Source organism: Pseudoalteromonas sp. 20-MNA-CIBAN-0454, assembly GCF_040308685.1.
GTDB classification, from domain to species: Bacteria; Pseudomonadota; Gammaproteobacteria; order Enterobacterales; family Alteromonadaceae; genus Pseudoalteromonas; species Pseudoalteromonas nigrifaciens.
Genome location: NZ_JBEOOB010000035.1, coordinates 1 through 15,037 on the forward strand (window position 1 = coordinate 1; position 15,037 = coordinate 15,037).

The window sequence follows — 15,037 nt, forward strand, 5'->3', positions numbered from 1 at the left end:
CTTTAGCATTTACTATGATGTGGCTACCAATGTGGGCTGATTGATATATGTACTACAAAGATCAACAGCCCCTAGTATAATTAATAGCTTTTAAAGTAAGTAAAACACCTAATACAGGTAAAATATTTAATTAATTGCCGCAACGATGAGCAAGCACAACATAAAATACTACTTACAATATAAACAATTTAAATTTGTTTAGTTTTTTTGCTTTTTGTAACATATAATTAAAATATTAATACTAAACTCCTATAACAAATCAGGTACAATTATTTTAATTGCACCTTGGCTATTTATTAATTAAAACGAAGGGTTAATGAAGTATTTATTTTTTATACTGCTATTTATCACCGCAAATGTAACTGCTAAACCTGAGACTAATAATAGTATCGCTTTTTATTACTCTGCACCTATGCCCTTAGCTGAAATGACTTTTTATTCGCGTGTAGTAGTGCAACCCGAGCTAATAACCAAGCACGAGCTGAACTGGCTCAAACAGCGTAATATTGCTGTTTATGCTTATTTAAGTGTTGGCGAGTCGTTTTCAAAAAGTGAGTCTTCACTTACTGTTAATCCTAATTGGAATAGCCATATTAGCGACTTAACTGCAGCGCAGTGGCAACAGCATATACAAAATAGTGCGCTATCACTAAAGGCACGTGGCTTTAATGGCTTATTTTTAGATACCCTTGATAGCTACCAGCTATTAGACAAAAAACATAATAAAAGCGCCCAGCAAGCGGGTTTAGTTTTTATTATAGAGCAGTTATCAAACACCTTTAATAAACAACTCATTCTTAATCGTGGTTTTGAGCTTTTACCGCAACTTAAAGGTAGAGCTAACGATCTGGTTGCTGAAGGGTTATTTAGCCACTTTAACCCGCTAGATAACAGCTATAAGTTAACCAATAAAAATGATCAAGCATGGTTAAATGCTCAACTTCATAAAGCGCAAGACCTTGGTTTTAATGTACAAGTAATTGATTATGCAAAACCTAAGCAACGCCTTGCTATGGCGCAAAAAATAATTAATGCCGGTTATACTCCTTGGGTAACTGATGGCCACTTACAAACATGGGGAACATCTAATATAGCCCCAGTTCCACGTCGTATCTTAATTCCGTACAACAGTAATATTGAACCGCTTATATACACTACAGTACACTTAAAGCTTGCTACTATGATTGAGTATTTAGGTTATATTCCCGATTATATTAATGTAGCCAAACGCGCTCTACCTGTAGTTGACCCAAGCTTGCACGCCGGCATTATCTCGTGGACTAGTTTTGATACCTTTTACACACCAACTATTACTAATTGGCTTGAAGCAAACTTAGGCGTAGTGCCTGAACTAATTTTAGGTGAACTCCCCTCATCAGCAAATAAGTTAATGTTGAGCCTTGGAGCCGAGCCGTTAGATGTTACACCTTTAGGCCCTTATGAGCTGGAGAGTTTTACCCCTTGGCTAAAAGGTGAATCAAGCATACCGCCAGTTGTAACTAACCCGTACTTTCTTAAATTAGCCGCTAATTCAAAAGCGCTGATTAGTATAAAAGCAGCCGATGGCACATCGCTAGTACAAGGCACTAAAACTAAATATGGTGCGCTAGTAGTGGCTCCATGGTTAATAGACACCTTACCTATGGAAGGTAGCAAGTGGGTAATAGATCCTCGTACCTTACTCACAAAAGCAATGGGCCTGGAACCTATTTTAGTACCCGACACCACCACACAAAGTGGTCGGCGCATGTTAACCATACATATAGATGGCGATGGGTTCACCAGTGTTGCGCATTTTGCAAAAAAGCCTTATTCAGCCGAGGTCATTCTCGACAAAATAATTAAGCACTATAAATTACCTTTAACCTCATCGATTATTCAAGCCGATATTGAGCCCGGCGGTTTACACTCAAAAATGAGCCCTAAGCTTGAGCGCATTGCTCGGGATATATTTAAACTTCCTTATGTTGAAATTGCTTCGCATACTTACAGCCATCCATATTTTTGGACGGCACTTGCCGGGCGTAAAGATATAGACGAGGAAGATACTGATTATGGTTTAAAGCTAGATATACCCGGCTACAACACCATTAGTTTAGAAAAAGAAATTACCGATTCCATTAAATATATAAATGACAAACTAGCCCCAGCAAATAAAAAAACTGTGATTATGCTATGGTCAGGCGATGCAACCCCAGGGCCTAAAGCACTTGAGTTGGCACGTGATGCCGGAGTGCTTAATGTAAATGGCGGTAATACCGACGTAAATGCAGATAACCCAAGCCTAACGCATGTATCGCCTATTGGCCGACCTGAGCGCGATTTGTTGTATCAAATTTACGCGCCAATATTAAATGAAAACGTATACACAAACTTATGGCATGGCCCTTATTACGGTTTTAAACGCTTAACCGAAACCTTCGAAATAACCGAAAAACCATACAGATTAAAACCCTACACTATATATTTTCATTTTTACTCGGGTGAAGTCCCTGCCGGTCTTGATGCACTAAAGCATAATATTGATTATGTTTTGGCAAGACCAAACACCCCAGTGCATTTAAGTCATTACGCTAAAGTAGCAAAAGACTTTTACTTTTCAGCCTTAGCAAAAAATAGCGATGGCCAATGGTTATTTAGCTCTAAAGATATTAAAACCCTACGCGTTCCAGATGTTTTTGACATGCCAAATATTTCCCAAAGTAGTGGCGTGGCTGGAGTTACCCAAAAAGGTGACTATGTGCATGTAGTGAATAATATTGCACAACTTAGTTTTGATCATAGTAAAGAAAATAAAGCCCCCTATTTAGCCTCTGCTAATGTCATTATTGATAATTGGCAAGTAAATGGCCCAGTAAGCTTTACGGCTTGGGTACCGGCAACGCTTGATTTAATCAATGCAGGTGCTTGCGTATTTGTTTCTCATTTAGGTGAGCGATACAAAGGCCTTACACGCGGCGATATTACACAATTTAAAATACCAGCAGGTGACTTTTTTGGTTATCTTAACTGCAACGCAGGGGTTTAATAATGACTAATAAAAAACGCCCTCAGTTAATTTCTTTAAAAACAATTTTAGTTATATTAGCCGTGAGTTGTTTTGCACTTTATGCGTTATTTCCGCGTACTTTGTTTTTTGAAAAAGAAGCTTTATCGCAAGATTACACCTTTGAAAAATCGTATTTAAATGCTGCGCTTAGTACCGATCCTAATAATGAAAAGTTACGTGCAAAGCTAATTGAACTGCACATAAAACTCAGTGAATATGCAGCTGCCACTAGTGAGCTTGAAAAACTACCTAAAAGCGATAAAAAATCACTACTTGAAATTCAGTTAATGTACGCTTTATGGTTAGCAAATGATGCAAAGAAAGATGACCGATTTGAGGAGCTATCGTTAAAAGTAGGTGCGCTAAAAAACTGGGACGAGCAAATACTTAACATAGCTAAAGCCCTTGGTTTACATGCTAAAGTGGCACTTTACTATCAGCAAAATGCACACCCCTTACTCGCTGCCGATTACTGGTTGAGTGCAGGGGAGCCTGCAAAAGCACTCGCAATATATAAAAATAATATTAATGCAGATATTGCGCCTAAAGCCATAACCACTGCACTGGGAGCAAATAACCCTGAGCAAGCCTATGCCTGGTGGAAAACATATGGCGATAGCACAAATATCAAACGCACCCTTTATTTAGCTAACCTAGCCGGTAATACCCAAGATGCCGCCAGTGCTATCGAAAACTTACTCAAGCAAGAGCCAAATAATAACGAATATCTAACTAAGGCAATGTATTTGCGCCTAGCCGATGGTAACACCCTAGGTGCTGAGCAATTATTAACACAGCTATTAATCAATAATCCAAACGATAAAGAGCTACGTTTGCTTAACTGGAAAATGAAACGTTGGCTAAATAAGCCAGAGCAAGCACTTGTAGAATTTAAATGGCTAATGGCCAACCATGCAGTTAACGTTGCCATGCTAACCGACAGCATTAATGACGCCGTGGCGTTATATTTGTACCAAGACGCCAACGATATTTTTCAATATAAAGCGCAAAATAGACAGCTCTCAGATAAGGGTTTCGTTCGTTGGATGCAAACTAATGAGTTTTTTGGCAACCCAGAGCAAGAGCTCAATAATATAGAGCGTTTTGAGCAAATTAATGGCAAAAGCTTACTGTCGCAATATTGGAAAGCAAAAGTATTGCACGATACCGGTAACTTAAATGGGTTAAGAGCATTATGGCCTAGCTATAAAGGCCCTAAAAACGAAGAAGATTTATTATGGCTGGCACGCGCATTTTGGCTTGCAGAAGACTATAAAACTGCGCTCACTATTTTGCAGCAAAAACAACAAAGCACCGACGATGAGTTTTGGAGTGCCCGTGTTGATATGGCGTTAAGGCTGCAAAATAAAAAAGAAGAACTATATGCCTATGAGCAATTAAAAGAAATTAGCCCACTGAGTGTTGGTGACATGCAACAGTATCAGCAATTGCGCTTTGAGGGTAACGCCAAAGGCTTGCTTGAGTACCTATGGCAACAAGCACCACTGAGTGATAGGCAGCTTATTCAAGTTACGCAACTGAGCGTGCAACTTGGCGACGCTGACTCTATTGCTCGCGTACACAACGAACTTGAAAAACAGCGCTACAATAAACAGCTTTATCCAGCATGGTCTTTACTGTCGAATTGGTATCAAAATCAAAACGATTTAAATTCTGCTTACACCACTCTTAACAGAACGGCAAAACTTAGTGAATATAACCCTGATGTAGTCCTTGCCCAAGGCTGGTTAGCGCTGCAAATGCACGACACCATAATGATAAAACGTATACTAGCTAACTATTCGCAAACTGAGCCTTCTTATAATTGGGCGCAACTTTTAGCTAGTTTATCTATTTATGAAAAATCGTATAACAGTGCATACTTTTATTTACGCCAATTAGCTATAAGTAACCCAAAAGATTTAACCACTTTAGTTAATTTAGCCGACGTTTTACAGCTGCTTGGCTATAACGCCAATGCCACAGAACTACATCATTACCTATTGCAGCATTTACCTAAAGATAAATACGCTTACCGAGGGCTAATGTACCGCTGGGCGGGCGCTATGGCAGTGCCGCATTTAATGCAATTTAACACTATGGATGAACTTGCACCCGACACTATTAGTGAGCCTGTTGCAAATTGGTGGCTGGCCAGACGAGCAGCAAAAAACTTAGCGCCTTGGCAAACTCTGCAGTTAAATATGATTAACGGTGAATTTAATAACGTTGAGCAACAGCTCACTGAAAACACTTTAAGTGAGCTTGATCAATTAAATGCATTGCTGTATTTAAAACAACCTTATGCCACCATGCAGCGTTGGTATGAAACGTTAACAAATGAGCCTACAGAGGCGCAAACTAGTTTATTACGCAACGCACGAAATGCTTATTTTAGAGCGCTTGAGGTAAACTTTTCGCCTGAGGCGGGCTTAAACAGCAGTCAATATGATGTAAACGTGTACTTTCCCTATGCAAAAGGCCAATGGAAATTAAGTGTTAGTAGCCAGCAAAACCTTAACAATAATGGCTTACTGTTCGCCATCGAAGATAAAATGACTTGGGGCCGATGGTATTTTGATGCCAAAATTGATACTCACCAAGGCACATTAGCGAGTCGTCAAGGGCTTAGTTTAGATACGCGTTACCAATGGGATTCGCGTACTCAAGTAGGTTTAAAGCTTGAGCATAATGTAGAAAACCGCCAATCTGAAACACTATTAAGTTTTGCCCAATTAGATAAAGCCACCGCATATATAAACTACAATATTGATGGCAGACAAAGCGTGCAACTTTCTGGTTCTGCGCTGTCTTTTTCACGTAGAAGTGATAACAGCAGCATAGTAAGCGGGCAAGAATACAATGCCCGATACCAATACAACATTTTAAAAGACCGCCCTGTATGGAGCGCCTACTTTAGCGCGCAATGGCAAGATTTTGACTCTGTAAATACCTTTATTAATAATGAAGCTAATTTATTGCCAATCGATCTTCAGCCTTTTAGGCGTTTAGCCCTAGGCACTTCATTTGCATCTACAGGATCACTAGAGCCACCTTATTTAGGCGCTAGCCCTTCGTGGTTATTTGACATCAGTACAGGCTATCAAACCCTTAACGACACCATAGATATTTCAGTTTCAAGTGGTGCGGGTTGGTCTATTTTAGGCGATGATTTATTTAGATTACAGCTGGGTTATCAAAGTAGTAATAAAGTGGGTAACTCAGATACACAATTACAATTAGGATATTACGTACATTTTTAATGTTAGGAGAGATTATGTTTCGTTTAGTTATACCGTGTTTGGTATTAGTTTTATCAGCTTGTACAACCAGCCATGTGGCTGATGATGTTGAGCTTAGAGCAACAACAACAGTGGCATTATTACCACTTGTAAATCATGCACAAACACCGCTTGCTGGTGAGCGCGCAGAGGATATTTTAGCCAGTATTTGGCAGCAAAATAAGCTACCTACTTTAATTCGTGCGCCACGCACTAACAATAAAGAACTACCACCGCTAGACGATCAATACCGTGTAAATAACGCAATGCAGTGGCTAAGCACGCAACAAGCTGATTATATTATAAGTGGTAGCATTGAAGAGTGGCGTTATAAAGCAGGACTTGACGGCGAACCTGTGGTTGCTTTAACTCTATCATTAACGGCTAGCGGCCAAACAACTCCACTATGGACTGGCACAATTGCTAAAAGTGGTTGGGGACGAGATAGCATTGCTGCGGTAGCCCAAGATGTCATAGCCGATTTACTATCTTACATAGAGGTTAGTGAGTGAAAACACATTTCTTTCGCCCAAGAGAGGTTCCTGAGCTACAGATATGGGCTGAGGTATTTATATTTACCGCGCTGGCTTTAGTGCTACCCGTGCTGTTTAACACAGCGGATCCCTTTTGGACGCAAGGTGGGTTTTCGTGGCCGGTTTTAGGCCCTCTGCTGGTAGCATTACGTTACGGCTTTTCAAAAGGCTTTATTAGCATACTAAGTTTGCTTATTGGCCAACTGCTGCTTGTAGAAACAGATATTTTAACGCCCCAAAGTGACTTTAATATTAACGCTATTTTAGGTTATGTTATTGTCATTATGGTCACTGGCGAGTTTAGAGATGTATGGGATCGCACCAATCAAAGGCAAACTATTCAATTAGAATATGTAACCGAACGATTAGAGGTGTTTACCCGTCAATATCATCTTATTAGCTCCTCGCATGATCGCCTTGAGCAAGTGCTCGCTGGCCATACGCTTAGTTTAAGAGAATCGCTACAAGCAGTAAGAGAATCTATTGGGCAACTAGAAGAAAGGTGTTTAGATAAAGCCGCACAAAGTATTTTAAATTTATTTGTTGAATACGGAACATTAGAAAAAGCGGGTATATACAAGGTTGAAAACAACATCATTGTAGATCCGCCACTTGCTGCTATTGGTAAAATGAATACAGTATCCATGTCAGATCCGCTAGTCAGTGCTATGTTTGCAGAAAACGAATTAGTATCGGTAAAAGACGTAAAAGCCTCTTTAGGTGTAAGTCAGTACCATATTGCGATTCCAATTACAGATATTAGCGACACAGTTTATGGGGTTATATTAGTCGAAAAAGTGCAATTTTTTGCTCTTAAAAACACCACACTTACCTTGCTTGCTGTTATGGCTGGACACATTGGTGACTTACTCCGTCACGAAATAACTAATCCGGTAATGCAAGCCAATGAAGCGCCCTACTTTATTAAACACGTAAAACGTGCAAATAAAGAGGCTAAACGCTATAAAATCCCATCGCATTTATTAAAAATAACAGCTACAAATATTAATCCTGAATCGCGTCAACTTATGAAATATTTAAGCGAAGCCCGCCGTGGTTTAGACATTTATTTGTATAACAACGAAAAACAAACATTACTGCTACTTATGCCTTTGGCTGATGAACTTGAAAAAACAGGATTCATTGCCCGCTTAAATAGTTGGAGCAAAGGACGTACTGGCAAAAATCTAACTGATTTAGGTATTGTTATCGAGCAACAAATAGCATTGCCTATTAATAATGACGATTTAAAAAGATTGGTCGCATTTCATGATTAAAATTATCATTGCAGCCATCTTAGGGTGTATATGCGAGTATTTTGCATTACTGCAAATACTCGACACTCCCAACTGGCTAATTGTTACTTTACTCCATGCATTAGCTAGCCTTTTTTATGCTTTTATTAGCTATACACTCATTCCTGTAAAATACAAAACAACCCCATTTAGCAGTGTTTTGTTTTTATTTTTATTACTGCTTTCACTGCCCATACTTGGCATTATAGGTGTTGTATTTGCATTAAGCTTTGCCCTATGTAAACCAATCAAAAATGACGACATTGAAATAGAAGAACATAAAATCCCAGCCCTTCCCTTTGAAGCTAAAATGACTTCGGCAAATCCGTCTTATTCTATTGGTGGCTTAAAAGCTATTTTAAAACACGCCAGTGAGCCTAATAAGCGTTTAAGTGCTGTAATGTCTGCACGTCACATGAGTGACGCACGCGCTATTCCTATTTTAAAACTTGCACTTAAAGATCTAGAAGATGATATTCGTTTACTTGCTTATTCAACACTGGATGGTAAAGAAACTAAAATAAACGAAAAAATAAGCCAATATCAGCAAGAAATCACCTTAACAAGCACGCAACCCGAACTAGGTAAATTGCAAGGGCAACTAGCTGAGCTGTACTGGGAGCTAAGTTATTTAGGCTTAGCCCAAGGCGCGCTAAAATCCTACGTACTAGAAAAAGCAGAGCTACTGGCTCTGCAAAGTGTTGAGCATGTAAAAGCCCCTGCTACCTTTGTGTTATTAGGCCGTATTTGTTTATCGCTAAACAAATACCCGCAAGCACTAACGCACTTAACACACGCTACAGAATTTGGCATGGCGCAGCGCCATGTATTGCCATATAAAGCTGAAGTCGCTTTTTACATGGGCCTATTAGATGATTGTAAGCGCTATTTAAATGAGCTCCCTAAACAACCTGAAGGTAGCGAACTACGCCATTTACAGGAGTACTGGCATGGCTGAAAAGAATGCTGACATATTACTACTTTTAGAAGGTACCTACCCATATGTACGCGGTGGCGTATCAAGTTGGGTGCATCAAATAATTGAAGGCTTACCACATTATAATTTTGAGTTGGTATTTTTGGGTGGAGCACCTGAGCACTACGGCGAAATTCAATACCAGCTACCTGATAATGTGACTAAATTACATGTTCATTATTTAATTGAAAATAATACCACTGAAATAAAAGCGAAGCATGGCACTAAATACAAGCAAGAACTGTTTGATTTTTGGCAACAGCTGCAAAGCTACTTTCGTGACTGTAACGACCCTATACCCACTGAGTTATTAAAATTTGCTTTTGAAACACTCGGCAAAAAAGATGGCATTAATGCAGCCGATTTTTTATATAGTGAGTCATCTTGGCAAGTCCTTTCAAAATACTATTTAAGCTATTGTGATGAATCGTCATTTATCGACTTTTTTTGGTCATATCGTAATTTATATAAGCCGTTATTTAAAATAGCAGAAATTGCTAGGGGCCTGCCAAAAGTTAAACTAATTCATTCTATATCAACAGGCTACGCCGGTATTTTAGGCTCTGGCGCCAGTGCAATAAGTGGTACGCCTTTTTTACTTACCGAGCATGGTATATACACAAAAGAGCGTAAAATTGATTTAATTCAAGCAAGCTGGATCAAAGATTCGGAGCAGAGCTTAGGTAAAAATTTAAATACCGAAATGGGCTTTATTCGGCGTATGTGGATCAACTTTTTTGAGCAAATTGGCCGTACAACGTACCAGCAAGCGACTAAAATTATTTCTTTATACGATGGTAATATGCAACGCCAAATTAAAGATGGCGCAGAGCCGGCAAAAACGCTTGTGGTACCTAATGGCATTAAAACAGTGCGTTTTAAACAAGCCCTGTTACAACGCCCAGAAAAAACGCCAATGGTAGTAGGTTTAATTGGTCGTGTTGTGCCTATTAAGGATATAAAAACCTTTATACGCGCAATTAAAGAAGCACAATCTATTATACCCACCCTAGAGGGCTGGATAATTGGCCCTTTTGAGGAAGATCCAAAATATTATCAAGAATGCCAGTTATTGGTCGACAGCTTAGACTTAATCGACAATGTGAAATTTTTAGGCATGCAAAACATTGCTGAAATACTGCCTAAGTTAGGCGTTGTAGCACTCACCTCAATATCTGAGGCGCAGCCTTTGGTACTACTAGAAGCAATGGCAGCTGGCGTGCCTGTATTAGCCAGTGATGTAGGTTCTTGCCGCGAAATAATAGAAGGCGCAACCGCACAAGACAAAGCCTTTGGCAAAGCTGGCGAAGTGGTAGCAATAGCCTCACCTAGCGACACTGCTCAGCAAATAGTAAATATATTGCAAAACGAGCAAAGATGGCGCGAATATCAAAAAAGTGGCCTTGAACGGGTACAAAAATTTTATGATGAGAGCCATATGTTTGCTCGTTACGATAAACTTTATAAGGATACAATGGCATGGCCGGAATAGGTTTTGAGATACGTAAGATTCTCAAAAAAAACACCCTGCTTTCAGTATTTGAAGCTTACGGCTACGCTGGATTAATTGGCTCAGGCCCTTGGTTACTATCTATTATTGCTTTAATGCTTATTGGTATTTTAAGCTTGGGCATTGTGCTACCAAAAGTACTGATCATTCAATTTTTAACCTTAGTTACCTACATGATGGCCGCCTCGCTTATTTTAACTGGCGGCTTACAGCTATTATTAACGCGTTTTATTGCCGACCTACTTTTTACTAAAGATGGTGGTCAAATACTGCCTAATCTACTTGGCGCGCAATTAGTTACCACCATAGCTGCGTTACTCGTTGGCCTTGCTGTGTGGCCATTATTGCCACTGCCAGTAGTGACTAAATTAATTATTTTAGGTGCATTTGTCGGCTTATGTAATCAGTGGCTCGGGGCTATATTTTTATCAGGTATGAAAGAGTACCGGCTCATTTTAGTTACTATGCTTAGTGGCTATTCTTTTATGGTATTACTGGCATACTTACTAAGAGATTGGCAATTAGATGGATTGTTTTTTGCTTTTTTTGCTGGCGAAGCGCTGTTATTTTTTAGCTTTTTATTTATGATTATTCGCCGCTACCCTGGTGATAAGTTAATTAGCTTTGATTTTTTAAATAATAAAAAAGTGTATTACAGCCTGTTCTTTTGTGGCTTGTTTTACAATATAGGTGTTTGGGCTGATAAAATTATTTTTTGGTACTCTCCTAGTACTTCAATAGAAATTATCGGCACTCTCAGGGCAAGTCCTATTTACGACTTACCCATATTTTTAGCCTACTTGTCTATTATTCCTGGTATGGCCGTGTTTTTAGTAAGAATGGAAACCGACTTTGTAGAGGAGTACGACCGTTTTTACACTGCAATACGCGAAGGTGCCTCTTTAAATGAAATTTATTTATTAAAAGATAATATGATACAAACTGCTCAAGGTGGTTTATACGATATATTTAAAATTCAGGGTATTACTGTAGCTTGCTTATTACTTTGGGGTGAGCAAACACTCACTTTTATAGGCATAGATCCTAACTACAAAACCTTATTATTTATCGATGTAGTGGGTGTGGGTGTACAGGTTATCTTTTTATCAATACTCAATATTTTATTTTATTTAGATAAACGTTTTACTGTGCTGGTACTCGCTGCAATATTTTTAGTCGTAAATGTTGTTTTTACCTATTTATCGGTTGCACTTGGACCACAGTTTTATGGCTATGGCTTTGCATTTGCAACTATTATTAGCTCGGTTGTGGGTTTGTTTTGGTTATCTAAACAGTTTGAAGATTTAGAATACGAAACCTTTATGCTGCAATAATAAACGCTTAACATTTCAGGCTATTTGCTTAAACCAAGCTTATAATGCTAAAACTAATAAATAAGTGTAATAAACATAAATTGATTATTACACTTATTTCTCCCAATAAAATTCTTTTATAAAGGAATATTCAATGGCTTTTGATTATGGATCGATTGATCTTGGACTTAAAAACCCCTTCAAGCTTGAAGGTAAAGTAACCGCACTAAGAGGTGTTATAGAGTCAATTACCGGCATTACGCTGCTTGTTGTTGCTGCAGGGTTAGTTAAAGAAGATGCAACTGCTGGGTGGATCTTGATGCTTTTTGGGATGATTATTTTAGGGTTTGGCATTGCTTCACTCTCAGCAGGTATTTATGCCACACTAAAATACTTTGTTGGCCGTAATCACCCTACGTCTCTGGCTTATAACTACAGTAAATCGCAAAGCTCTACCGCAAAAGAAGAAAAAAAAGAAGTTGCCTATAACGACCAAGAACTAGAAGAAATGCTTATGGGTCGTAAAAATATTACTTTTAAAGAGCCTAAAGGCTTTTTATCTCGCTTGTTGCATAGCCTTATTCCTAAACTAATGTTTTTACCCTACCCGATGCGTAATATTGCCCAGCAATTATTTGGCTCATGGGTAAGTACCTTTGTGGCACTTATTGCGTATGGACTGGTAGCTTTTGTATCTTTGTCGGGCTTTACCGGTGAAGCAGGCGAATTAGCATTTCCCATATACAGTAGCATTTTAATGTTTTATGTATTGTTCTCATGGCGCTCGGCAGGTAAACCAACCACTCGCAATGCTGCAAGAGAAATTGAACCACTTGGTGGTGGTGCACTGGCTAAAATTATTTCGCTATCGTTTATTTTACCCATTATTATTGGCCTTTCTATGTCGTGGTTAATGCAAGAACAACACATTAGTAAAGCGCAAATAGATGTTTGGTTTGAACAATTACCCAACCTACACGCGGGTATGTATTTAGTCGCTATTATTATTTTAGCCACCTTGAGCTGCGCACTGGTTTTTACTATGTTAAAAGCACGATTAAATACCATAACACCAAGCACTGAGGTATCTGAGCTGCGCGAAAACTGGCAAGAATCTGTACACCCTACTGAAATTTTTATTAATTTAGATAACCTAGTAATGGCTAACCGTCGTTATAAAGAAGTGCCTAATCGCGTATACCGCGAGCTCAACCCACAACTGCAAGAGCAAGTAGAAGGTAAAGGCGGCTTTAAAGGAGAAATAATTCAAGAAATACAACCTAAACTACATGAGCTAGATTTAGGTAAAGGTTTTAGTATGGCTAGATTATTGGCGCTACTTAGTGGTAATTTTCTGTATTTAATCGCGCTTATTTTCACGGTATTATTAGCCTACTCTTTCATCGATATTTATCGTTATATTGATAGCGCAAATATCAATTCAATAGAGCAAGCACTTAATAATCGTCATATTTCACCTATCAGCGAGCTAGTAATGGCAAGCGTACACTTATTACTGATAGGTGTATTAATTAAAGCCTTTGCTCAGCTATTAAGTAGCAATGCACATTTGTTTTTTGCTGAAATGCAATTTGAATCACTTCTGGTCTATTTTAAATGTGAAGGTACATTTACTGAGTCTAAAATATCAACCGGTACAGGTATTCACGACAGCACTCGCTCTGAAAACACCTTAGTACGTAGCAGCATTACCCCTTGGGTTATTGTTTCGCGAATAGTAACCACCACTTTTGCAGCAACAGGTATGAAAAATCTTGAGCATCCACGCCATATTATGGAAATGCACAAAGACGAAGGTCAGTTACAAGCAATTAAAAACGATGTGATTGCGTTCTTAAAAGATCGTGAGTCAATAGCCTCAATTACCAGTGAGCGTGATTTAGGTAACGCGTCGCAAATTCATCAGCTTAATCAGCAAACACGCGCTATGCCAACACAACAAAGCGCAATTACAAAAAATGATGAAGAAGCCGCCGGCTTTATCAGACAACAAGATGATTTAGCCTCAGAAACCAAGTCATAACACGGTAACTTAATTATATATCAATGCCACTGGCAATCAGTGGCATTTTTAACAGCAACTATACCTTTTTAAACCCCAGTTAACTTTGCTCACTTTAATGTCATGCTTGTTCTAAATTAAACCTTGTAACAACACACAAAGCCCTTGCTTTATGCGCTAAAACGCAAATAATAAAGCAATCTATAATTGGGTAAGAATGAGAGAATGAGCTACATACTAACCACACAATGCGCCGATGATGTAGGGCTAATAGCCAAAATCACCGGGCTTTGCCACCAGCATAATTTAAATATTACACGTAATAATGAATTTGTAGACAAAGACGCTAAACGCTTTTTTATGCGTACAGAGCTCACTGGTGAGCCACAGAGTAACTTTTTACCACTACTACGCGAAATACTACCTGCAGACGCTAAAGTGGCTTTACACAATGGTACAAAAACCAAAGTTGTGTTACTTGCTACTAAAGAAGCACATTGCTTAGGTGGCGTATTATTAAAGCAATTCGAACAAGCGCTAAATATTGAAGTGCAAGCCGTTATAGCAAACTACCCTATTTTAGAGCCGCTTGCTAAAGGGCTTAATGTCCCTTTTCATGTTATCTCTCATGAGGGATTAACGCGCAGCGAGCACGATCAACAAGTAGGCGATTTAATTGCCAGCTATAACCCTGACATTATTGGTTTAGCTAAATATATGCGTATTTTAAGCCCTGAGTTTGTACAACGCTTTGAGGGCAAAATTATTAATATTCATCACTCGTTCTTACCCGCTTTTATTGGTGCAAAACCTTATCACCAAGCATTTGAACGTGGCGTAAAAATCATTGGAGCCACAGCTCACTTTGTCAATAACGAGTTAGACGAAGGGCCTATTATTTTGCAAGATGTTACGCCTGTAACCCACGCAGAAACTGCAAAAATGATGGCCAATATGGGGAAAGATGTAGAAAAAACAGTATTTTGTAAAGCGCTACAACTTGCCTCTGAGCATAAGCTATTTATTAACGGTAATAAAACCGTGGTGTTTTCGTAAA

At 38.9% G+C, this 15,037-nt stretch carries 9 protein-coding genes; all 9 read left to right on the forward strand.

The genetic code is table 11. The features are described 5' to 3' along the window. Window positions 1-316: 316 nt before the first annotated feature. Window positions 317-3,028 (forward strand): bifunctional glycoside hydrolase/polysaccharide deacetylase family protein, encoded by a 2,712-nt coding sequence (locus tag AAEZ22_RS14970; protein ID WP_352297831.1) that lies wholly within the window; start codon window positions 317-319, stop codon window positions 3,026-3,028. Between the two features lie 2 nt (window positions 3,029-3,030). Beyond that, window positions 3,031-6,312 carry a tetratricopeptide repeat protein gene (locus AAEZ22_RS14975; RefSeq protein WP_352297834.1) on the forward strand — a complete coding sequence of 1,094 codons (3,282 nt, stop codon included), beginning with the start codon at window positions 3,031-3,033 and terminating at the stop codon, window positions 6,310-6,312. A 14-nt stretch (window positions 6,313-6,326) separates the two neighbouring features. Continuing rightward, a complete protein-coding gene (locus AAEZ22_RS14980) occupies window positions 6,327-6,842 on the forward strand; it encodes a hypothetical protein (RefSeq protein WP_011327404.1) in 516 nt (171 codons plus the stop codon). Continuing rightward, window positions 6,839-8,140 (forward strand): PelD GGDEF domain-containing protein, encoded by a 1,302-nt coding sequence (locus tag AAEZ22_RS14985; RefSeq protein ID WP_352297839.1) that lies wholly within the window; start codon window positions 6,839-6,841, stop codon window positions 8,138-8,140. Before AAEZ22_RS14980 ends, AAEZ22_RS14985 begins: the two co-directional genes overlap by 4 nt. Then, window positions 8,133-9,116: a HEAT repeat domain-containing protein gene (locus AAEZ22_RS14990; RefSeq protein WP_011327402.1), complete on the forward strand. Its 984-nt coding sequence runs from the start codon at window positions 8,133-8,135 to the stop codon at window positions 9,114-9,116. The genes AAEZ22_RS14985 and AAEZ22_RS14990 overlap by 8 nt, the downstream gene beginning before the upstream one ends. Then, window positions 9,109-10,626, forward strand: a complete 1,518-nt coding sequence (gene pelF, locus AAEZ22_RS14995) for a GT4 family glycosyltransferase PelF (RefSeq protein ID WP_182677755.1) — start codon at window positions 9,109-9,111, stop codon at window positions 10,624-10,626. The genes AAEZ22_RS14990 and pelF overlap by 8 nt, the downstream gene beginning before the upstream one ends. Next, a complete protein-coding gene (pelG, locus tag AAEZ22_RS15000) occupies window positions 10,614-11,978 on the forward strand; it encodes an exopolysaccharide Pel transporter PelG (RefSeq protein WP_350544633.1) in 1,365 nt (454 codons plus the stop codon). Before pelF ends, pelG begins: the two co-directional genes overlap by 13 nt. Before the next feature lie 133 nt (window positions 11,979-12,111). Further along, window positions 12,112-14,001: a hypothetical protein gene (locus AAEZ22_RS15005; RefSeq protein WP_089367837.1), complete on the forward strand. Its 1,890-nt coding sequence runs from the start codon at window positions 12,112-12,114 to the stop codon at window positions 13,999-14,001. 204 nt (window positions 14,002-14,205) lie between these two features. Continuing rightward, the gene (gene purU, locus AAEZ22_RS15010) at window positions 14,206-15,036 is read left to right on the forward strand and encodes a formyltetrahydrofolate deformylase (RefSeq protein WP_011327398.1); all 831 of its coding nucleotides are present in this window, start codon (window positions 14,206-14,208) and stop codon (window positions 15,034-15,036) included. Window position 15,037 lies beyond the last annotated feature (1 nt).

Bases quoted from the DNA above. Each gene is read 5' to 3' on its own strand.
- purU (WP_011327398.1), top strand. From the start codon at position 14,206: ATGAGCTACATACTAACCACACAATGCGCCGATGATGTAGGGCTAATA.
- pelG (WP_350544633.1), top strand. From the start codon at position 10,614: ATGGCCGGAATAGGTTTTGAGATACGTAAGATTCTCAAAAAAAACACC.
- AAEZ22_RS14975 (WP_352297834.1), top strand. From the start codon at position 3,031: ATGACTAATAAAAAACGCCCTCAGTTAATTTCTTTAAAAACAATTTTA.
- AAEZ22_RS14990 (WP_011327402.1), top strand. From the start codon at position 8,133: ATGATTAAAATTATCATTGCAGCCATCTTAGGGTGTATATGCGAGTAT.
- AAEZ22_RS15005 (WP_089367837.1), top strand. From the start codon at position 12,112: ATGGCTTTTGATTATGGATCGATTGATCTTGGACTTAAAAACCCCTTC.
- AAEZ22_RS14980 (WP_011327404.1), top strand. From the start codon at position 6,327: ATGTTTCGTTTAGTTATACCGTGTTTGGTATTAGTTTTATCAGCTTGT.
- AAEZ22_RS14970 (WP_352297831.1), top strand. From the start codon at position 317: ATGAAGTATTTATTTTTTATACTGCTATTTATCACCGCAAATGTAACT.
- pelF (WP_182677755.1), top strand. From the start codon at position 9,109: ATGGCTGAAAAGAATGCTGACATATTACTACTTTTAGAAGGTACCTAC.